14 protein-coding genes are annotated in these 21,752 nt (G+C 37.4%); 8 read left to right on the forward strand and 6 right to left on the reverse strand.

The window, feature by feature from the left end; all coding sequences use genetic code 11:
- Positions 1-22: 22 nt before the first annotated feature.
- The 4 genes from ACY0M5_RS11845 (at position 23) to ACY0M5_RS11860 (ending at position 6,010) form a co-directional block, all read left to right on the forward strand.
- Complete coding sequence (locus ACY0M5_RS11845; protein ID WP_461629266.1) at positions 23-1,216, forward strand: radical SAM protein; 1,194 nt, start codon at positions 23-25, stop codon at positions 1,214-1,216.
- A 130-nt stretch (positions 1,217-1,346) separates the two neighbouring features.
- Entirely contained in the window at positions 1,347-2,957 is a 1,611-nt protein-coding gene (locus ACY0M5_RS11850) for a polyprenyl synthetase family protein (RefSeq protein ID WP_461629267.1), read from the forward strand.
- A gap of 140 nt (positions 2,958-3,097) precedes the next feature.
- Complete coding sequence (locus tag ACY0M5_RS11855; protein WP_461629268.1) at positions 3,098-4,093, forward strand: prenyltransferase/squalene oxidase repeat-containing protein; 996 nt, start codon at positions 3,098-3,100, stop codon at positions 4,091-4,093.
- Positions 4,094-4,204: 111 nt separating this feature from the next.
- Positions 4,205-6,010 (forward strand): prenyltransferase/squalene oxidase repeat-containing protein, encoded by a 1,806-nt coding sequence (locus tag ACY0M5_RS11860; RefSeq protein ID WP_461629269.1) that lies wholly within the window; start codon positions 4,205-4,207, stop codon positions 6,008-6,010.
- 259 nt (positions 6,011-6,269) lie between these two features.
- Here the strand turns inward: ACY0M5_RS11860 and ACY0M5_RS11865 are convergent, their stop codons facing one another.
- Positions 6,270-7,571, reverse strand: a complete 1,302-nt coding sequence (locus ACY0M5_RS11865; RefSeq protein WP_461629270.1) for an exonuclease domain-containing protein — start codon at positions 7,569-7,571, stop codon at positions 6,270-6,272.
- 464 nt (positions 7,572-8,035) lie between these two features.
- Here ACY0M5_RS11865 and ACY0M5_RS11870 point away from each other — a divergent pair, with 464 nt between their 5' ends.
- Complete coding sequence (locus ACY0M5_RS11870) at positions 8,036-9,337, forward strand: M18 family aminopeptidase (protein WP_461629271.1); 1,302 nt, start codon at positions 8,036-8,038, stop codon at positions 9,335-9,337.
- A gap of 90 nt (positions 9,338-9,427) precedes the next feature.
- Here the strand turns inward: ACY0M5_RS11870 and ACY0M5_RS11875 are convergent, their stop codons facing one another.
- Entirely contained in the window at positions 9,428-10,366 is a 939-nt protein-coding gene (locus tag ACY0M5_RS11875; RefSeq protein ID WP_461629272.1) for a TRM11 family SAM-dependent methyltransferase, read from the reverse strand.
- Between the two features lie 341 nt (positions 10,367-10,707).
- Between ACY0M5_RS11875 and ACY0M5_RS11880 the strand changes: the two genes are divergently transcribed.
- Positions 10,708-12,099: an OmpA family protein gene (locus ACY0M5_RS11880; protein ID WP_461629273.1), complete on the forward strand. Its 1,392-nt coding sequence runs from the start codon at positions 10,708-10,710 to the stop codon at positions 12,097-12,099.
- A gap of 10 nt (positions 12,100-12,109) precedes the next feature.
- A complete protein-coding gene (locus ACY0M5_RS11885) occupies positions 12,110-14,122 on the forward strand; it encodes a hypothetical protein (RefSeq protein WP_461629274.1) in 2,013 nt (670 codons plus the stop codon).
- 31 nt (positions 14,123-14,153) lie between these two features.
- Here the strand turns inward: ACY0M5_RS11885 and ACY0M5_RS11890 are convergent, their stop codons facing one another.
- The 3 genes from ACY0M5_RS11890 to ACY0M5_RS11900 form a co-directional block, all read right to left on the reverse strand.
- On the reverse strand, positions 14,154-14,555 hold the full coding sequence (locus ACY0M5_RS11890) for a GFA family protein (RefSeq protein WP_461629275.1): 402 nt from the start codon (positions 14,553-14,555) through the stop codon (positions 14,154-14,156).
- 508 nt (positions 14,556-15,063) lie between these two features.
- Complete coding sequence (locus ACY0M5_RS11895) at positions 15,064-15,453, reverse strand: hypothetical protein (RefSeq protein ID WP_461629276.1); 390 nt, start codon at positions 15,451-15,453, stop codon at positions 15,064-15,066.
- A 30-nt stretch (positions 15,454-15,483) separates the two neighbouring features.
- Positions 15,484-17,346, reverse strand: a complete 1,863-nt coding sequence (locus ACY0M5_RS11900) for an AIPR family protein (protein WP_461629277.1) — start codon at positions 17,344-17,346, stop codon at positions 15,484-15,486.
- An 895-nt stretch (positions 17,347-18,241) separates the two neighbouring features.
- On the opposite strand from ACY0M5_RS11900, the gene ACY0M5_RS11905 reads away from it, so the two are divergent.
- Positions 18,242-18,895, forward strand: coding sequence for a PQLLE family protein (locus tag ACY0M5_RS11905; RefSeq protein ID WP_124991553.1), 654 nt, complete (start codon positions 18,242-18,244; stop codon positions 18,893-18,895).
- A gap of 1,053 nt (positions 18,896-19,948) precedes the next feature.
- Here the strand turns inward: ACY0M5_RS11905 and ACY0M5_RS11910 are convergent.
- Entirely contained in the window at positions 19,949-21,745 is a 1,797-nt protein-coding gene (locus ACY0M5_RS11910; RefSeq protein ID WP_461629278.1) for an ABC transporter ATP-binding protein, read from the reverse strand.
- Positions 21,746-21,752: the final 7 nt, after the last annotated feature.

The raw sequence follows: 21,752 nt of genomic DNA on the forward strand, positions 1-21,752 counted from the left end.
ATTATCTAAAATCTATTAATTAATGATATTTTCTCTCGGAACAAGAATACTAAAACAGGTGGATGCCCGATTGCTTTGGAAACTTGGCTGTAATTTGGGCTGGAAGGGAATGAAAGCAGTTTCGAAACACAAGAAAAGACTGAAGAAAGGTGAGCTGTATCCTGCTTTCATGATGATTTCGATTACTGATAATTGCAATCTAAATTGTCAGGGCTGTTGGGTAACAATTAACAATCAATCCAAAGGAATGGATATGGAAACTCTCAACAATATCATTGTTTCCAGTAAAAAGAAAGGCTCTTACTTTTTTGGATTACTGGGAGGAGAACCTTTGATGTATCCTCATTTAATGGAGGTGATTGAACGGCATCCCGATTGTTATTTTCAGATGTTTACCAATGGTACTTTACTGACTGATGAAGTGGCGCAAAAGCTTCGGAAACTGGGTAATGTATCACCTCTAATTAGCGTGGAAGGTCTGCAGGATGTGAGTGATATAAGAAGAGGAGCCAATAATGTATATGGCAGAACCATGACAGGAATTGAGGCTTCTACCAGAAATAAATTATTCACCGGAGTAGCTACAAGCGTATGCAAGTCCAATTTTAAGGATTTGGTAAACGAGGAATTTGTGAATTCCTGCATCAAAAAAGGAATTCACTACCTGTGGTTTTACATTTATCGTCCGGTTGGTGAACGTCCAACTACAGATTTGGCTTTGTCTGAGGAAGAGATTTTGGAATTGCGTCAATTTATGGTTGATATCCGGGTGAAAGCTCCTTTGATGATTATCGATACGTATTGGGATGAGAAAGGGAAAGCCATATGTCCCGGAGCTTTGGGATTGTCGCATCATATTAACCCTTACGGAGATATCGAATTTTGTCCGCCAATTCAATTTGCAGGCGAAACGGTTGGCGATGGATCCGATATTGCCAATATCATCGAGAATTCGAAATTTATAGGAGGCATGCGAAAAGGCATCAACGACTGTACCCAAGGATGTATTTTATTGGATAATCCGCAGGAATTGCACAACATTCTAAAATATGTAAATGCCTATGATTCATCGAAAAGGAATACCTCATTTAAAGAATTAAATAAGATGAAGCCTTGTGCAGGTCATCACATACCAGGAAAAGAAATTCCAGAGAAAAGTTGGGTTTATCGCTTTGCAAAAAAGCATTCTTTCTTTGGCTTTGGAGCATACGGATAGGCGAATTAGGAATTAATAATTACGAATTAAAAATATTGCAGTTTTTAAAGTCCTTCTCCTTTAGGAGAGGGATTTAGGGTGAGGTTCTAAACCTTGCTAATTGTTAACTGATTACTGTTAATTGTAAAAAATGATTTTAAAAAACAACCAGCTAAATATAAGCTTAGGAAACGATTTGCCTCAGCATCCTGAAAAGTTGAAGCAGATTCGTGATTTGATCAGAGATTACGCTGCTGAATGCGAATTGATACCGCCGTTGCAGGAAGAAGAAGTCATTTTTCATTCCGGTGAATTGATCAGCAAGCATCCCGAGTTGTTTTTGTATCAAAAGCTTTTGGCTGTAATGATTAACAATTATGCATGGAGTCATATTGTTGCCGGAATTCCTTTTAACCGCAGAATTCTTTTATTGCCTAAGTGCATTAGTCACTCTACTCAATGTCCGGCAAAGTACGATGAGCTAGGCTTACTTTGTGAGCAATGCGGTCGTTGCGATTTGGCTGAAATCATTTCTCAGGCTGATGAATTGGCCTATCACACCATTGTTACTGAAGGAACTACTTCTGCTAGTTTACTTTTATCTTCAGGTCAGGTAGAATGTGTGATTGGTGTAGGTTGCCTGCATTCCTTTGAGCGTTCGTTTCCTTTGGCAGTAAAAGAGGCTGTTCCATCTCTTGCAATTCCTTTGTACAATAATAATTGTAAGGATTCTAAAGTGGATAAAATTTGGCTGGATGAAGTTCTTTCCATGCGCAGTGAAACAAATTGGAAAGGATGGATTGATCTGGATTCCATAAAATCAGTAGTAAAAGATTGGTTTTCAACAACTCAATTAAAGTCTCTTTTTGGACAGGATGATGATACTGTGGATATTGCAGTTCGTTGGATGGAGACAGATGGAAAACGCTGGCGACCGATTATCATGCTTGCGGTTTATAATGCTTTAAGCGGAGATACCTGTGAATATGACGAAACAATTCAAAAATTGGCCGTTTCAATAGAATGTTTTCACAAAGCTTCCTTGATTCATGATGATATTGCTGATGAAGATGATGAGAGATACGGAAAACCAGCTCTTCATAAGGAATTTAATATTCCTGTGGCCTTGAATGTGGGAGATTTATTGTTAGGTTTTGGTTATCAGTTAATCGCTGAATCGGAGGCAAAACACATTCGAAAATTATTAAAAATTGCTGCTTACGGACATCGGGATTTGTCGCTGGGACAAGGAGAGGAGCTATTGTGGAGAAACCATGAGAAACTGCTTTCACAGGAAGAGATTCTGCGTATTTTTAGCAACAAAACATCTCCCGCATTTGAAGTGGCACTGCAATTCGGCGCAATTTTAGCAGATGCTGATGAAGCTGTTTTAAATATTATATCGGAGTATAGCAAGGCTTTGGGTATCGCATATCAAATTAATGATGATTTGGATGATTTCAGGCAAAAAAGGATTGTCAGTGGATTTAATACCGTTCAGCCATCTTTTGTTTCAACTCTTTTAAACCAAAAGCATCCGGAAAAAATGCAGGAATGGTTCGAACGAACCCAAAATGGAGATGAAAGCATCAATACAGAGTTTTTACAATGGTCTGAGACCAAACAGGCAATGAAGGAGGCTGAAGAAATGCTGAATATTTACAAGCGAAATGCTCTGAAAGCCTTACGATCATTAAATAATTCAACATTGAAAATATTATTGACGCGGCTGGTGAATCGGATTGTTCCGGAGAATTCATAAACCCCCAACCCCCTAAAGGGGGCTATTGACTTACGAATTGTATTTTTAAAAGTCCCCTTCAGGGGATTTAGGGGTAAAAAATAAGTAGAATTCAGTATTGTTTTAAGTACTAATTATTCTTAAACAGCAAAACTTAAAAGATGTTCCAAAATAAGCAAATCACTAAAAGCTGCAATCAATTCATACTCGAAGCACTTCTAAAATCAACAGAAGTACTAAGCGATGACGCACAAAATCAGATAAAATCCTTTTTGGGTTCTCAGAAAAGCGAAGCGGGTGGATTTATGGATCGAGCCGGAAAGGCAGATTTGTACTATTCGGTGTTTGGTTATACTTTGTCTCTGATTTTAGATGTTAAACTGGATGTTTTGGAAGAACGAAAATATCTAAAAAGGATAAAACAAGAAGGAAACCTGGATTTTGTACATTCAATGTGTTTTGTTCGATGCGATTTCTTGCTGCATCTGATTGATTTGCAGCAAAGATCCAGATTGTCTGCTTCTAAATTCCTGACCATTAGTTTTGCTAAAGATCTAATTCTTGGAAAAGTAGTGAAATCATTGAGAATTAATTGCTCCGCATTGTTATGGGAATTGGAGGAATATTTAGCAAGCGACAGCGGATACAATCACAACAAAAAAAGTGCAGCCAAATCTACCATTTACGCAAATTATCTGATGTGGACCCTTTATCAGGACTTGCAAACCGAGCAGGACGTTTTGGATGAGATCACAGATGCAAATAGATTATTAAGAGCTGAAAACGGATCATTTGCCAATGAAGAGAACAGCATTGATGGTGTGACTTCCTCCACTGCGGCCGGACTGATCATGAGTTCAACCAGTGAGTTGGAAGAAATGCTGAAAACAAAGGACTGGCTGAAACAAATGCTCACCAAACGAGGAGGGTTCAAAGCAGCAGAAGGTGTTCCTCTTGCTGATTTGTTATCTACCTCAACCGCATTGCTTGCTTTGCAGTTAACGGGAGAAAATATGCAGAATTATGCCGAAAATTCCGTAAATTTCATCAATCTGCACTGGGACGAGTCCGGCGGTTTTTTCGGCAGCATTGCCGATATGACCTGTGATGTGGAATATACCTACTATGCGCTTTTGGGCTTAGGGGTACTTTCTTAAGTTATGAGTTATGAGTTATGAGTTATGAGTTATGAGTTGCGGATTTCATTGTCATCCCGGGGAATCTATTAAATTTGAAGAGATTCTTATTACTTGATATTTATTTAAAGAATGACACCAAACTACGACAACATACAATCCCTCAAACAAAAACTGGATGCTTACATCATTTCTCTTCGTAATGAGAAGGGATTCTGGGATGGCAGATTGTCAAGCAGTGCTCTGTCAACGGCAATTGCGGTATTTGCATTGTGGAAGTACAATCCAAAGAAATACAATTTCCATATCCAAAAAGGATTAAACTGGTTGGTGAACAATGCCAATTTGGATGGTGGATGGGGAGATACCATTCGAAGCAAAAGTAACTTGAGCACAACACTTTTAACCTGGGCTTGTCTTTCCATTGTGAAAAATGATCCTAATTATGCAGGTTGCATTCACAGTGCTGAAAATTGGCTGACTGATCGATTGAAAAAGCTGGATCCCGAATCAATAAGTACCGCTATTCTCAATCATTATCAGAAAGATCAAACCTTTTCGGTTCCTATTTTGGCCATGTGTGCGTTATCCGGCAGACTGGGAGAGAAAGGCTGGGATTTGGTGCCGCAACTGCCTTTTCAGATGGCGGTTCTTCCGGATCGTCTGTTCAAAATCCTGAATCTTTCTGTAGTAAGTTATGCCATTCCGGCTTTGATAGCTATTGGATTGGTGAAATCAGTAAATACCAAAGCAAGCAAACCCATTGCTAGTTTAAATAAATCGGTGAAAGCAAAGGTGTTGAAGGTACTGGCAGAAAAGCAACCTGATAACGGAGGCTTTTTAGAGGCTGCACCGCTAACAGGATTCGTTCTCATGAGTTTGGTGGGATCGGGAGAGAAAGAGCTTGAGATTTGCTCTAAAGCATCTGATTTCTTGAGTAAATCCATTCGGGAGGATGGAAGCTGGCCGATTGATACACATTTGGCCACTTGGGTGACTTCCTTGTCGGTAAATGCATTGGATGATGAGAATTTAGCAGGTTTGCCCGAAATGGAGAAGACAGTGAACTATTTTCTTGATCAGCAATTGAAGGCAACACATCCTTTTACCAAAGCAGAACCGGGTGGTTGGGCATGGACCCACCTTCAAGGCGGAGTGCCGGATGCTGATGATACTTCGGGGGTACTGGTTGCCTTGCATCGACTGAAAGGGTTTCAGGACATTCCAAAGAAAGTGGTAGAAGATGGAATAAACTGGCTGCTGAAAATGCAGAATTCGGATGGTGGCATGCCTACATTCTGCAAAGGCTGGGGAAAATTGCCTTTTGATTGCTCTTGTCCTGATATTACGGCTCATGCCATGAAAGCACTTGCTCTTTGGAATAAGGAAATGGATCCGGAAGTAAGAGCAAAAGTTCATGCCTGTTTCAGAAAAGCCTGGCGGTATATAAAATCAACACAGCAAGAGGATGGTTCCTGGCTGCCACTATGGTTTGGGAACGAAGATGATGCAAAACATCACAATCCTGTGTATGGAACTTCCATTGTTTTGTATTCCTTAACCTGCATTGAATCAGTATGTATATTCGGATTAGGTGAAGTGAAAATTAAAGCAGTTGATTTTCTTCTTTCTACTCAGAATGAGGATGGTGGATGGGGCGGAAATGCTTCGCTGATTTCTACAATTGAAGAAACTTCACTGGCAATTAGAGCTTTGAGTGGTACAGATAGTTGGCTGCAAATAAGCAAGGGGATTAATTGGCTGCAACAAAATTTACCCAGTGATTTATCAGAAATAAAAGCTACCCCAATCGGACTTTATTTTGCTTCCCTTTGGTATTTCGAGGATATGTATCCATTGGTATTTGCGGGTTCTGCATTAAAAGAAGTGATGAACGTAATTGCGAATTACGAATTGGAAATTAGGAGTGTTAATTAGCAGACTTCTTACGTAAATTAAATTCTCCCTTTTGGAATACCTGACAGAGTTAGAAGATCCTGTCAGCGTCTGTTTATAGGAAAGTCATCATAGAAACCTGCACGGCAAAGAACTGATCTATTTTTAAAACACCCCTCTGTCCTTCGCTCCCGAAAGCTTTCGGGAGCCCCTGAAAAGGGAGAATTCTAGCTAATAAGGTTGTAGTTATATATGGTTTGATAATCGATGCCTTACAGAGGTTTTAATTTGTAATTCCTAATTATTCATTACAATCTACAGCCACTCCAATCATCTCCCAAAAAATCTTTTCATCCATTACATTTACATGATATTCCATGGCTTTACGGTTTTTGCGGCCTTTTGCCGAGAAAGAATCTACCTGAGCGGTAATCAGGTAATCAACATTTTTGGAAACTACCCGTTTTAAGATCAAACCACGCTCTTTTACCAATTGCTGAGCCAATTCCCGATCGATACGTTGTCCGTTTATTTTGCAATTTAAATGACCGGAGAAACAAACACTTTTTCCTTTTAATGATTTTAGCTGCTTTTGAACACCTGGAGTAGTGATTTGGATCTTAGTCCGTTCATATTCTATCAACAATTTCAGATCCTTTGGCAGAATGCACAGCAATTCAGAAACCAGATTTATATCTTCCATTTCGGTATTGGTCAAAATCTCATCGAGCAGGTAAATTCGAATTAACTTTCGCAAATATTCCTCGTGAATTTCCATGACCTGATCTTTGGATAGCTTGTAATCCGAAGCCAGTTCTACCAATGAAACGATTTCTCTTTCGCTAAGAATACGATCGGCAAGTGCACGGTCCAGAACGTTTAAATATTGACGTACAGGCACTGAATCTCCGGCATTGGATGTCAATCGGTTTAATAGGTCGTAAAGTCTCGTTTTTTGAATATTTGCAATGTTTCTTGCCTCTTTACGCTTAATAAACAGGTTCCGTTCTTTCGGACAATCTTCAATAGTAATAACATATAGAAAATCTTTTACAAAATCCTCTATTTCAAATTGCTGGTTGTACAGGTTTTTAAGGATAGAGAAAAGTTTTGCTGTGGCCAATGAATCAGCTTTAGCGGTATGTCGTTCTGATAAATCGATGTCGTAATAAGTACATAGCTGTTCCAGGCGGCGCAAGCCAGATTCAGGAGCAACCAAATTGGCCAATTTTAGGGTGCAGATGCCTTTAAAATCAGTAAGTTCTCCATTTAATGCAGGTTTTAAAAAACGGATGGCAAAATCGAGGTCGTGAGCAACCAGTGTTTTGCCGTTTAGCCGGGATAAAATATCTGGTGCAATTTCGGAAATGGAAGGAGCATTTTTTACCATTTCATCCGTAATGCCATGAATTTGGAAGCCTTCAATATCTTTTCCGGGGTGAACCAATGTTTCGTAACTATCGAGAAGCTCGCCGTTCCAATTTACAGTTTGAATGGCCAGTTCGATTAAATGATCGCCGTGTTGAGGTGAAATACCAGTTGTTTCCAGTGAAATAACGGCAAATTGATGCTTGTAAAGTTCCAGTATAGGGTCGCTTGTCATGGGTTGATTTGGCTTAGTTTTTTTTGATTGGTAACAAATATAATATTATTGAAGAAATTATGACGGGAATTATGAGTTATGAATGAGAAATTATGAATTGTTTTTAATCCTAAACTTTAAAAGCTCATTTTCTTGATAAATCTGAATTTTTGATCGGCATTGGTAACGCAGGTGGGGTACCCATAGATGAAAAAGACGTTAAAGAAAAAATCCGATGAAAGAAAATATCATTTATCGATTTAGCCTGATGCATTAACTTCTTTCATCATTAGTTTTTCTAGTCTTTGAATCGTGATGGGTCAGCGAGATCCATAGCCTTGATTTTTTCTTACTTTTTTATCAAGAAAAAAGTTAAAAGAAATATTGACAGGAATTCCAGAGTTTTTCAGCACAAATTATTACATATAGTATAAAAACAGTAGTTTTGAGACTCAGAAATAGAAAACACAAAATAAACATACACTATGAATATCGACAAACAACAAGCACAGGAACTGATTGATTTTATTCATGAAAGCCCGAGTACTTATCATGCTGTAAATAATATCCGTGAAGAATTAAACGAAGCAGGATTTCAGGAATTGGATCTTCGTGAAGAATGGACTCTTGAAAAAGGAGGGAAGTATTTTACAACAAAAAATGGTTCGGCTCTTTTTGCTTTTGTAATTGGTAAGGGCGAAATTGAAGAAGAAGGTTTCCAATTGATTTGTGCACACTCCGATGCGCCCGGTTTTAAGATCAAACCAAATCCGGAGATAGCAGTAGAAGGAAATTATCTGAAGCTGAATACAGAAGTATATGGCGGCCCGATTTTACGAACATGGATGGATCGTCCGCTTTCCATTGCCGGCAGAGTATCTGTAAAATCAAACGATCCGTTGAATCCGGAGCATTTGTATGTGAAGATTGACCGCCCCTTGATGGTGATTCCAAATTTAGCCATTCACATGAATCGTGAGGTGAACGAAGGTGGTGCATTAAACAAGCAAAAGGACATGCTTCCATTGCTGGCCATGATAACTGATGATTTGGAAAAGGACAATTGTTTGGTAAACCTGATGGCTGAGGAGTTGAAGATTGATGCAGAAGCCATTATCGATTTTGATATTAATTTATTCGAAGTGGAAAAAGGTTGTATTCTGGGCTTGAATGAGGAGTTTATTTCTGCACCCAAACTAGACGATTTGGCCATGTCGCATGCCGGATTAAAAGCGTTATTGGCCTCAGGCGAATCGAAGAAAACCAGAATGCTGGCTATTTTCGACAACGAAGAAGTGGGAAGTGTAACCAAGCAGGGAGCAGGCTCGCCTGTCTTGCGTCATTTGCTGCAACGCATTGTTTTTAAATTGGGAAAAGACATGGAAGCCTTTCACCGGGCTATTTACAATTCTTTCATGATTTCTGCAGATATGGCTCATGCCGTTCATCCAAATGGTTCAGATAAACACGATCCAACCAACCGTCCTTACATTAACAAAGGACCGGTAATTAAGATTCATGCCAACCAAAAATATACTACCGACGGCGATTCGGGAACCGTATTCGAAACCTTGTGTAAAATTGCCGAAGTTCCTTACCAAAAGTTTGTGAACCGTTCCGATTTAGTGGGAGGCAGCACATTGGGTAATGTTTCAACCGGTCAGGTTGATATCCGTACAGTAGACATCGGAAACCCTATGTTTGCCATGCACTCGGTTCGCGAAACGGGTGGTGTTAAAGACAATGTGTACATCCGTAAAGTATTTACAAGCTTTTTTGGATTGTAGCAAAAACCAAAACATAAGAAAAGGCAGCATATTAGTGTTGCCTTTTTTTATTTTTACGAAGCTTGCACTCTGCGCAGGAGCTTTATCCTCTTAATTCTTTTCACAAACCCATATTTTTCGGGCGAAATTTCCCTTTCTACTTTTACTAACGCTGCAATAGTCTGATATTCTGAATCCGGTGTTGCTGATTAAGTTTGTAATATCGGAGGTAGATACAATAACAAGCCGGTCTGTGATTTCTGCTGTCGACTCAATAATGTGTAAGATATCAGCATCAGTTGCATTGGTGAATAAATTATAGGGCAGGTCGATAATGGCAGCTTCATACCTATTGCTAATGTCTTTAATATCCGAGTGATATACATTTGCAGTATAGTTGAAGTGAGAAAGATTTTTTCGGGCATTCTTACATGTCTTTTCGTTAATGTCGCAACCCTCAATGTTATTTCCTGCAAAACAGGCTTCCAACATGATTGTGCCAACACCACAACATGCATCCAGTATCTTTTTCTCTTTGTTTGCCTTTGCTGCAATATTAACAAGAGCTTTGGCAATATTCACACCTATTGAGTTGCTGAATGAGCAGGGTTTTTGCTTGTGTTTGTGCCAGGCGATATTGTTTTTAATCGAAACACCAAAATACCAAATGCCCTCGTAACAGCACAAAGCATAAGTTATTGTTGGGTTGTAATAATCATGAACACCTTCAATTCGGTAGCCTATATCTCTTAGCTTATTTAGCCTGTCGGTATACTCCGTTGTATCACCGTCAACCACTAAATATTCAATTTTGAAACCTTCAATTCGTATATTTTCCTTTTTTATTTCATTCAGTAAGGTCGGGTAATCTTCAGAACATGAAATAATGTCAAGTCTGTTTTTAATGAAAGCACTGCTTGAAGGATCTACTTTTACATCGGAAAAAAGCAGCTTGTTCTTTTCTTCCTTATTAAAAATGTATCTCGATTCGAGCGTGCATAACTCCCTTTCGGTACTATCACAATTAAAGGAATATAGATATTTGTTCATCTGCATATTTTTTCACCTTATATGCAAAGATGATACTATAAAATCAAATCCCATCTTTTGTTCCTGATATTCTTTTCTCTGTGTGATTTTAACATAGCTCCTTTGCAAAAGGTAAAGAGCAGACTTTACACCAAATGGGTGAACTGTTCCCATTTAGTGGGAGGGAGCACACCAGATAATTATAAATACAATGTATCTCATTAGTAGGTTTTTAAAGAAAACAAATTAAAAAACAAATAGTTTAACAAAAACTATAATTTATGTTGCGGTTTCATCATTAAACGTACCAATTCAATATATTTATTTATTTTTACGCAACACAAACATAATTCCATTTTATAATGAAAAAGCTCTACCTGAAACATCTCATAGCATTGAGTGTTATTTTCACATGGTTTGGATCATCTGCCCAAGTTCAGAATATGGTACTTAACCCTGGTTTTGAAGTGTATGAAAAATGTCCTGAAAGTTACACTTTTATGGATCACACACATAAATTAATTCCTAACTGGACCTATCCAACAGCTACTACTCCCGATTATTTCAATGAGTGCGGCTCTAATGAAGTAAAAGTACCAGATAATTTTGCAGGATACAGCAAGGCTAAATCTGGTAAAGCTTACGTGGGAGCTATTTTAAGTGGAAGTAACCGCGATTTCAGAGAATACATTCAAGGTACCTTAAGCAGCTCTATGCAAGCTGGTCAAAAATATTGTGTTTCATTTTGGTACAAATTAGCATCTGGAAGTAAATTTGCTGTTGATCAGTTGAGCATGCATTTTACAGATTCAGAAACAGAGAATGACAATAAAACATTTTTAAACTTAAAGGCGCATTTAACGAACAAAGAGGGTTTATTTTTAGACAATACAGACGAATGGGTGCAGTTCTGTCAGGTATATACAGCTAAAGGAGGTGAGGAATACTTTGTTGTGGGTAACTTTAATAACTATGATAATACGAACTATGTAGTTACTGGCCGTGATACTAAAAACAAAAAAGGCAAGACCTATGCTTACTACTTTTTCGACGATTTTGAGATTCGTCCGCTGGTTGATTGCAAGATGTGTGCATCCGTTCCTAAAGATTTAGCAACCGTGGTTATTGATTCTTCTTACACAGGAGGTCTGAATCCGGTTACAGGTCAAATCAGTAAAATAATAAATGATGGCAGCATTAGCTTAAAAATATCAGGAGGAGAAGCTCCTTATACTATTGATTGGAGTAACGGAACAAAAAATGCAGAAAAAATTCAAAACCTAAAAGCGGGTACCTATACTTACCATGTAAGTGATCAAAACAATTGCCACTCGGAGGGTACTGTTGTTTTTAAAGAGCCCCTGCTGCCTAAAGATGCTTTTACCGAAGGATTAAGAAATATTGAAGAAGGAGGTGCTCTTATTTTAAATAATATTTTCTTTGAAACGGGTAAAAGTACGCTTTTGCCAACTTCATTTGAAGAACTTGATAAAGTAGTCGTTTTTTTAAAAGAAGGAACAGTTAGTTTGATTGAGATTAGCGGGCACACTGATGATGTGGGTTCTGATGAATTAAATCAAAGTTTGAGTCAGCAGCGGGCAGAGTCTGTGGTTCAGTATCTTGTTGGCAGAGGAATCAGTTCTCAAATAATCAAAGCTGTTGGGTATGGAGAATCTAAGTTTTTAGATACCAATAAAACAGAAGTCGGACGATCAAAGAATCGTCGTGTGGAATTTTTAGTACTCAAAAAATAAACTCTTACTTATGAATTCAAGAAAATTAAATATACTAATCATTTCACTGCTGCTATCATTTATCAGTTTAGCACAGAAGCCTAAAAAAATATACAATAATTATCTGTTCAAAGGCATGGAGGCAAGTGCAAAGGCTGATATTGACAAAGAACTTGGTAAGGCTAAAGAAGATTTCGATAAAGTTTTGTTAGAAGAACCTGAATCGGCAATGGCCAATTTAGGACTAGCCATTGTTTACTCCTATGATGAATATTCTGGCAAAGATTATTTTAAAGCCTGGGGATACTTTCAGAAAGCTTATGAAGCACAATCTCAGTTTACTGCAGACGATAACGATGTTTTAAATGATTTGTTTTCCAAACAAGATAAAAGGCGCAGCAATAGATCTGTAATTAAAAACATGGACTGGCAGCGCCAGCAAGTGGAAGATAAGTTGATTAAATATGTGCGGGAGGAAAATAATACAGATTATGCCAAGCGGTTTTTAAAAGAATTTCCTGATTCGAAATACTATACCAATGTTTCACATATTCTGAATTACATCCTGTTTCGTGAAGCCGAGAATAAAAATACCCTTGCTGCATTTAATCAATTTTTAACGAATTATCCTGAATCAGCTCAAGCTGATATAGCAATAAAGATGCGCAATCAATTAGCCTATAAAACTGCTGTAAATGAGGGAACATTAGCTAGTTTCCGGAATTTTGTTGAAACATATCCTGAGGCTGCTCAAGTTGATGAGGCTAAGAAATTAATGGAAGGAATGGCTTTTAAAGAAGCATCCGATAAAAATACACTTGAAGCTATTGAGCGTTTTATGGTCGAATTTTCCAATTCATCAAAAATGTCGGAAGCTAAAGCTGTAAAACAGAAATTGCTTTTTGAATGGGCTAAAAGTGTAAATAGCATAGAAGCTTATAACACATTTGTGTCTGCATTCCCCGAAGGCAGTTGTTACGTTGATATTTTTAATTTAAAAGCCAGTGTATTAGGAGAAGAGATCCTTACGGATTTTCCAAAGGAAAATTACCAATTTGTAAAAGGGTTCGATAACCAGCAGTTTAACGATTTTGGGGGTGGAATTGCCAAACGCCCAAATGGAGAGCTTGTAGTAGCTGCATCGTCGTGCAAAGCAGAGGGAGAGATGTATGACTCTTGGCTTTTAGGTCTGGATACCAGTGGAAAAATGATTTGGAATAAGATGTTGGGAAACCGTTTTGATGATCTTGTAAATAAAGTCAGCATAAGTGCTCAGAACGAAATTTATGTTGCCGGTATTACAGATGCCATAGTCGATAGTGTGGCGGGGCAAGCCTGGCTTTATAAGCTTGATGCCAATGGTAAAAATATATTTAATCAAAGAATTGATATGGATGAAGTACTTGATTTTGTAGTTGATCCCGACAATAAAATTTTAGTTGCAGGCTATAGCAAAAACACAAAAGATTCCACTTTTACGCCTGGTTTGGTAAAACTAAATGCGAATGGTAAAATGTTGTGGTCCCGTGCCTACTCAAGCAAGGGCAAGCTTTATAATTTAGCTGGTGATACCTCAGGTATTGCTTATGCTGCTGCCGGCAACTGGATATTTGCTGTTAACCAGGCAGGTTATTTAAAATGGGATATTTTGTTGGATCAAGATGTAAAATCGACCGCTGTTGGTATTAATGGGAACAATAAACTGGTTTTTGCCGGTTTAAATACTACAGGAGCTTTTGCAAGTGCATATAATACAAATGGGGAAAAGATTTGGGAATCTCCTATTCCTGTTTCCGGAAATGGAAACATAGAACAAATTATAAGCTTACCGGATAATAGTTTTGTGATGGCAGGAACATTTAATCACAAAATCAAAGTCGTCCATATCGATGAAACAGGGATTATTCAATCAGAAAAAGAATTTAGTTTGCCACAAGGAATTAAACTAAACGATTTAACAGCTGCTGATGGGAATTTTGTAGCAGTTAGTGCCACAAGATTAACCGAAAAAGGCGATTTAATTGTATTTGAAATGGAGCTGTAAAAAAAGAGATTCGTAAGAAAAGACTTTTTTCTTATTCAGGGAAACGTCCAAATTTCTTTATTTCTTCCAGCGACTCATCCCAACTTGCTTTATTTGAGATAAAAATATGTGCATTGGGGCATTTTTCTAATTTAGTATCTAAACATCCTGCTGGAACAACTAAAAGTTTACCGTCCATTTGTATATTGGGCAGAGCTGATCCACAATTTGTACAAAAGGCTTTTACATGATTACTCTTAGGTGGTTGAAATATTTTAATTTCAGTTTGTGTTTTTATCCATTCCAGCTTAGCTGTTGTGGAAAACAAATTTGCAGCATGAGCAGCCCCTGTGTCTTTCCTACAATATCTGCAATGGCATAAATAAAAACTCTCAAAGTCACCTATAACTTTAAATTTAATTCCTTTGCATAAACAAGAACCCAAGTATTCCATATGATAAGTCTCTTTTTTTAATTATGAATTTAGTTGAAATCACCCCGCTACCGTACGAATCCTTTCGTGTGGCTTTTATTTTTTTAATGAAGAACGCGATACAATCGCGCACTAGCGGGGGTAAATAATTATTTATTCATTACAAATATAGGGTTTTCAAAGAGTAATCTTATCTATCGACCGAAGTGAGTCATGCGCCCATAAGCAAGCCGCATTTTCAAATCACGAACACCTTTAAAATCATTATTCGTGAGTAATAAATTTACTTATTTGTAGTGGGAGGGAGCACACTTGCTAATGTTTCAACAGATTAGCTTGATATTCGCACCGTAGACATCAGAGACCCAATGTTTGCGATGTTCTCGGTTTGCGAAAGGAATGGCGTTAAAGAATCCGCAAAGTGTTTACAGGCTTTTTTGGATTGTAGATTGAATTGATACATAGAAAGGATGTTGCGAATTGGCAACATCCTTTTTTTTGTTATCTGCTATTTCAAATTTTATGGATATTATAATTTGGTCAAAAGAATATCTGTTGGACTAATGAATCTAATTTCTACTCGATCACCAATTCTAGCACCAACATGAGTGAACCAGTTACCTATTAACCGAAGATTTCTTCTTCCACTAAATTGCTTTGCATGTATAGCACCTGCTCTAGAACTACCTGTTGATTTTAATTGAACATTAACAAGAAAACCTTCACTTGAATTGCAATTATAAATATTGTTATTGGTAGAGTTGCTATTTGTTATATTTAAATTTCTGGCATTACGTGCAGAAATTTGTAAATAACCTTCTCCATAAATAATACCTCTTGTAGAAGTATGTCGGTGAGAACCCCATTCTAAATGGGCTCTTTTAAGAGTTGTAATAAAATAATCTCCTTTTTTTGGCATTTTTATAATTAATAATTTCTGTTTGTAATCTTAATGAATGTTGCAGTTATATAAAATGTTGGCAACAGTACTTTCTTCGAAGTACTCCATTAGATCATTATTTATTGTTCGACCTTTATAATATCCCACATAATTAAGCACAAGTTTAACATTATCATCGTCATCGACTCGCTCTCGGAAATAAGCCGAATTATGTTGCAATGATTCAATATGTTTCTCAAATGCCAACCAATTATCTAATATAGCTTTTACAGCAATTAAAGTGGATTCTTTATAGTCGTCAGTTTTAATCTTATTAGAAAAAGTTCTTGCTACTACTGATGTAAGTGCATATTTTCCATATCTAAATGCAGTGCCATAATTAATTTCTCCAAATTGGTCATTTGATTTTTTGTCAAAATCACTTTGCAATTGACTAATTGTATTATAACAAGTTATTGCATAAAAATATTCACGATAACGTGAAGCATCCTTAAGAATACTATCAAAGTTTGTTTGCTGGAAATTCTGCTTTTCACTATTTCTTCTTGCTTGAGCTGGTTTTTGATCACAAGAAAGACAAATACGCAAAAAATGATCTCTATTAATTATAGCAGATCTATCAATATATCCATTCCTTATTCCGTCACCAAATTCTCCTCTTTTTCGTTCGTAGTAATAACCAAAATCAATAAATATGCTTTCTTGTAATTGTATTTGAACCTTGTCATTCGAACGCCTATCTGCATCTGTTACCGCTGTTTGCTGATTCGTTGCTTTTGAAATAGCTTCAATTAACTCTAACTTTTTCTGAGGATCACCATCCTTTATGTCATCAAATGTAATCACCTTAAGTAAAACTTCTTTTCCCTGTAATATGGCTAATGGATCACGCCCTTCTTTAATTGATGATTCATAAATTAAACTCAAAGTGTAGGCTGTTTGTCCACCATTTATTATTTGTCCATTTGTAACTGTTAATTGTGCTTTATCTTTAATTCCAACATTTTCATTATAATGAGTTTCATCGGATAATATAGTTATACCATTGTTGAATAATGCAAACTCATTTGTAGATTTACTGATTATCGTGTCACGAATCGCTCTATTAACAGTGCTTGATGCCAAATCTAAATAACTTCTTGGATTATATTTAAGAATTGAGTTTTTATATTTATGCAGTATCCTTGCTATTTCTGATGTTGGAACGAACAATACGGAAATATTACATTCCTTAAATTCAGTATCAACTTTGTAACTTACCTTAGAACTTGCACCTTTATTGCTTAGATTGATGTCGATATATAACTCTGATTGATTATAAAATGTCCCCGAAACAACTGGAAAAATTAGTTCTTTGTAGCTTTTTTCAAAATTATATATGTCACAAGGAAATCCCCCACTTAATGTTCTTAATTTTGAAGATTTTACATTGTCTAAATTTGCTAATAATATTACTTTGTAGTTGTATTTTCCTATATCCTCAATTTGGCTTATTTCTCTAATAAGTTGTTGAATTTTACCATTATATGCAATTCCCTCTTCATTTTCTGTTTTCCCTTCAGAAATATCCCCAGTGTCCATGTTGAGAATTTCTGTAAATGAAATGTTCTTGTTTTCAAAATTACTAGCAGATGTTCTGAACTTCGATTGAATGAAATATATTAATCGTTCTTCTGTTGAGATATAATATCCATCAATGCCTCCATCATGAGATCCATCAGTTACAAGTCTTTCACGCTCTTCAAAGTCAAGTAATCCAAATTTAACTTTCAAAAAAAGGTGAATATATGCTCTTGCTCTAGCCTGATTTACTTTTTCTAAGTCATCAGCTTTTGGATAGTATCTTTTATATTTCTCTGGTGCTTCAAATCTTAGTTTGTCAAGGATGTTTACTAATGTTTGATATTTCATATATTAATCAGTTTTAGATGGTCTATTCGTACTGTTGCCAACTTATGGTGGATTGTTTCGTCACTTGTTATGAGATATGACCGCGTGTTAGCATCTGTTGGGCTGTGAATACTACTTCATATAAATTATTTCAGTCCTTTTTTAAAAAATTATCCTCTAAAATTTTATTTCCTTTTGTATCGTTTCTACAACTTTAAAAAGTGTGTTGATCCATCTGTATCGGATAACAACAAGTTTTACTAAAGAAGACTAAAAGTAAGCAATAAAAGCACTAAACAGTAGTAATTTAGGTAGAGAAATCAATTTGCACTTGTAAAAAAGAACTGCTCTACATAAGTTGAGGTAAAAAAAGCAGAAGAAGGTGCAATTTATTGCGGAAGAATATCGATACATAATTATTTCTGAACTGGAAATGCCCGTTTTTACTGCTGCAGAGTCCATTTCTGGCCTGCAGAGCTCATTTTTGGTCTGCAGAGCCCATTTCTGGTCTACAGAATGCATTTTTGCACTTGCAACATCCATTTTTGATCCACAGAGCCCATTTTTATACTTGCAATGTCCATTTTTTGGTCTGCAGAACTCATTTCCGGTCTGCAGAATGCATTTTTACACTTGCAGCATCCATTTTTGATCTGCAGAGCTCATTCTGATCTTTTCAACAGCTGGTTCGACTGCTAATGAGAGCATTCCGGCTTTAAAGAATTTCCATACTATTTACAATATCGATTTCAGTCTGTGTATCCCTGGGTTTTTACTATAATAGTAGGGATTGGTCAATTTTGTATTGAAGAAATAATTCAATTTTATGTTGTTTAAATATTTCTTTTTTAAATTATAAATCGGTAGTTTCATCGGGAAATTAATTAAACGTAAACAAATTTAAATTTATAAAGTAATGAGTTTTATTAGATCTGAATCCAAATTTTTAGAACGTACCCGTATTGCCTTAAGCAATGCCGAATCTCAACCTGATATTAAAGCTGCTTTGATTCCTTTTGGTATCGATGATGCAAAATTTGCCGAAGGTTGGGCGGTGTATAACAAAGCCAAAAGCATTTGGGAATTAAATGCAAAAGAAGGGGCAGAAACAAGTCTTGCTTCGAACGCCTACAGTACAAAGTATAATGAGGTGACTGCGAAGTTTAAAAGGCACCGCGATTTAACCCGGATTCTTTGCACAAAAGATCCTGATATCTTAGTGGAGTTGGGTATAAAAGGGCATTTGCCGGGTCAATACAACGAGTATTTCGACCTGATGAAATTGTTTTATACGACAATTGCAGGCAGTCCAGTTATTCAAGCAAAACTTGCAGTAATTAAGCTGACTCCTGAGCTCGCTGCAGACTGTCTGACAGAACTCGATACGGTGCTTGCACTTCGATCTGAGTTCGACAAAGAAATGGGAGAGTCGCAGGCCTCAACCGAATTGAAGAATGCAGTTCTAAACGAATTGAGCGATTGGATGGATGATTTCGATATCCTTGCAAAACTTGCTTTTTACGACACACCGCAACGCCTCGAAGTATTAGGTGTTTTGGTGAAAAGCTAAGTCCAAAAAAACCTAAGATATAAAGCACAGCCCGATTGTTGATTTCAACTTTTAGGCTGTGCTTTTTTGCGCATAGCTAATTATGGGAAATTTCACAGTTAGTCTGTAGACCGGAACCCTTTTAGAAAAGAATGCGTTTAAAACAAAAATCTGTTTGAATCGAGATAATTTTGCGGGTCTCATCGATTTCGTTTCACTCAATTGAGCAAAGCGAGTTCATTTTGTTTTATTGGGTGTGTTGATTTAGACAAAAATTGTTTTTTATTAAAAGGTGATATTTCAGAGCGAGCGTTGCCGATCGGGCGTTATTTGGAGCACTCATTAACCATGGAAAGCCGTGCAGCATCCGAGAGGCTTGATTCTTTTGCTTACTTTTCTCATCTAAGGAGAAAAGTAAGAGCCTGTCTGGCTTGAAGACAAGACAAAGATTGTATGCTTAGGTTTATTGTTGGTGGCTTTCTAAAATCAGACGCAGATTATTATTGAGTAAGGAAGATCAAGAGGTAATGAGTGAAAAAGAAAACACCACGGAGCACACAGAGTACCACAGAGAAAAAACAACATTTACAAAATGTCATTGCGAAGGAGCATAGCGACTGCGGCAATCTGTTCCCTTTTGAGAACAATCGAAAATTAATTTGAATACTGCAATTTGGTTCCCTCTCCTTATGGAGAGGCTTAGGGTGAGGTGTTCGGAAAAATTAAATTGTATGCTTAGGTTTATTGTTGGTGTTTTTCTAAAATCAGACGCAGATTATTATTGAGTAAGGAAGATCAAGAGGTTAATGAGTGAAAAAGAAAACACCACAGAGCACACAGAGTACCGCAGAGAAAAAACAACATTTACAAAATGTCATTGCGAAGTAGCATAGCGACTGCGGCAATCTGTTCCCTTTTGAGAACAATCGAAAATTAATTCGAATACTGCAATTTGGTTCCTTCTCCTTTTAGGAGAGGCTTAGGGTGAGGTGTTCGGAAAATTGATTTCAAGGAAGTACACAAAAATCAGTGCAAACCCTATAAAATCATAAGGATCTGCGTCTCATTTTATTTCTAATTCGAATACTGCAGCTGAATCAGTTTATTGTATTTCCCGTCAGTAATATTCATTAAGGCCTCATGGGTTCCTTGTTCTACAATCTCACCCTGTTCCAATACAACAATTTCATCTGCCTTTCTAACAGTGGACAAACGGTGGGCAATCACGATCGATGTTCTTCCTGTCATCAGTTTCTCAAGAGCCTCCTGAACCAGCATTTCCGATTCGGAGTCGAGTGAGGAGGTGGCTTCATCCAATATTAAAATTTTAGGATTTTTAAGAATCGCACGGGCAATAGCAATTCTCTGGCGCTGACCACCTGAAAGCTGAGTGCCGCGTTCGCCGACAATGGTTTCGAATTTTTCTGGAAAGCGTTCAATAAATTCCAGGGCGTTGGCTTTTTGTGCAGCTTCGTATATTTCCTGCGCGCTGGCACCCGGTTTTCCGTAAGCTATGTTTTCACTGATGCTTCCACCAAACAGAAAAATATCCTGCGGCACTAGTGAAATCTGACTTCGTAAAGCTGATAAGGGAAAATCATGACTATCATGCTGATCAAAAAACAAGCTGTTTTTAGGTGGCATGTGCAGCAGCAGCAGGAGCGAGGCCATGGTACTTTTTCCGGCACCACTATGCCCAACCAGAGCAATCATTTTATTGCTTTCAATTTTTAAATTGATATTGTTTAAAACCTTTTGCTCACTTCTCGAAGGGTAGGCGAAATTTAAATTTTTCAGACTGATTTCTCCCTGCATTTTGAATTTGGGATCTATATCATTGACATCTTGAATGTCTTCAGGTTCTTCATCATAGATTTTGAACAGGTCTTCGGTTGCACCGATAAATTTCTGAATATTGGTATATACATTGGCCAGACCGCTGATAGTACCACCTACAAAAACAGAATAAATTACAAAGGAAAATAAATCTCCGGCCTGCATTTCACCTGCTTGCAGTAAACGGGAACCTTGCCATACCATAGCTGCAATGGCACCAAAAAGTCCGAGAATAATAAAAGAGGAAAATGCCCCTCTGTATTTGCCTCGGGTGATGCCCAAACCGGCTATTTCCAAGGTTTTCTTTTTGTAACGGGCAATTTCAATATACTCATTGGTAAAAGCCTTCACGCTTTGTATGCCTTGCAGTGTTTCTTCAATAATTGTGTTTGAATCGGCCAGTTTTGTTTGTACATCTTTTGAGAATTTGCGGATAAACCGGCCAAAAAACCTGGCAACAATCATGGTTGGCGGCAGTGTAATCAGCATAAAGGCAGTCAGCTTTATCGAGATAATCCCCAAAAGGGTGATACCCCCTGTAATTACGATAATCTGACGGATGAATTCAGCCAAAGTACTGGTCATTGTTTCCTGCAGCAACACCACATCTGCCGATATTCTGCTGTTAAGTTCTCCCACTCTTCGTCTTTCAAAAAATTGCAGGGGAAGCTTTATTAAGTGGCGGTAGGTGGCTTGGCGCAGTGCGGCTAAAGATCTCTCTGTTACGTTTACAAACAATACAATACGGAAATAGGAGAAGGTGGCCTGAAGAATCAATACACAAACAATTAAAACAGCGGTTTGATTCAGGCTTTGGCCCAGGGTAGTATTATTGCCTGAGTTCACCAAATCACCCAAGAGCTTTGGAAAAGCCAGACTCGCCAAACTCGAACCCAATAAGAAAAAGATCCCTAAAAAGTATTGTCCCCGGTAGGGTTTAATGTATTTGTAAAGTCTAAAGGCACTTTGTAAACCACTTTTATTTATTTTCCCTTTCGGAACATTCGATGTATCTGCTGTATGTGTTCTTGCCATTCTTTGA

Source organism: Labilibaculum euxinicum, from assembly GCF_963678175.1.
Taxonomy (GTDB): Bacteria; Bacteroidota; Bacteroidia; order Bacteroidales; family Marinifilaceae; genus Labilibaculum; species Labilibaculum euxinus.

Bases quoted from the DNA above. Each gene is read 5' to 3' on its own strand.
- ACY0M5_RS11845 (WP_461629266.1), top strand. From the start codon at position 23: ATGATATTTTCTCTCGGAACAAGAATACTAAAACAGGTGGATGCCCGA.
- ACY0M5_RS11850 (WP_461629267.1), top strand. From the start codon at position 1,347: ATGATTTTAAAAAACAACCAGCTAAATATAAGCTTAGGAAACGATTTG.
- ACY0M5_RS11855 (WP_461629268.1), top strand. From the start codon at position 3,098: ATGTTCCAAAATAAGCAAATCACTAAAAGCTGCAATCAATTCATACTC.
- ACY0M5_RS11860 (WP_461629269.1), top strand. From the start codon at position 4,205: ATGACACCAAACTACGACAACATACAATCCCTCAAACAAAAACTGGAT.
- ACY0M5_RS11865 (WP_461629270.1), bottom strand. From the start codon at position 7,571: ATGACAAGCGACCCTATACTGGAACTTTACAAGCATCAATTTGCCGTT.
- ACY0M5_RS11870 (WP_461629271.1), top strand. From the start codon at position 8,036: ATGAATATCGACAAACAACAAGCACAGGAACTGATTGATTTTATTCAT.
- ACY0M5_RS11875 (WP_461629272.1), bottom strand. From the start codon at position 10,366: ATGAACAAATATCTATATTCCTTTAATTGTGATAGTACCGAAAGGGAG.
- ACY0M5_RS11880 (WP_461629273.1), top strand. From the start codon at position 10,708: ATGAAAAAGCTCTACCTGAAACATCTCATAGCATTGAGTGTTATTTTC.
- ACY0M5_RS11885 (WP_461629274.1), top strand. From the start codon at position 12,110: ATGAATTCAAGAAAATTAAATATACTAATCATTTCACTGCTGCTATCA.
- ACY0M5_RS11890 (WP_461629275.1), bottom strand. From the start codon at position 14,555: ATGGAATACTTGGGTTCTTGTTTATGCAAAGGAATTAAATTTAAAGTT.
- ACY0M5_RS11895 (WP_461629276.1), bottom strand. From the start codon at position 15,453: ATGCCAAAAAAAGGAGATTATTTTATTACAACTCTTAAAAGAGCCCAT.
- ACY0M5_RS11900 (WP_461629277.1), bottom strand. From the start codon at position 17,346: ATGAAATATCAAACATTAGTAAACATCCTTGACAAACTAAGATTTGAA.
- ACY0M5_RS11905 (WP_124991553.1), top strand. From the start codon at position 18,242: ATGAGTTTTATTAGATCTGAATCCAAATTTTTAGAACGTACCCGTATT.
- ACY0M5_RS11910 (WP_461629278.1), bottom strand. From the start codon at position 21,745: ATGGCAAGAACACATACAGCAGATACATCGAATGTTCCGAAAGGGAAA.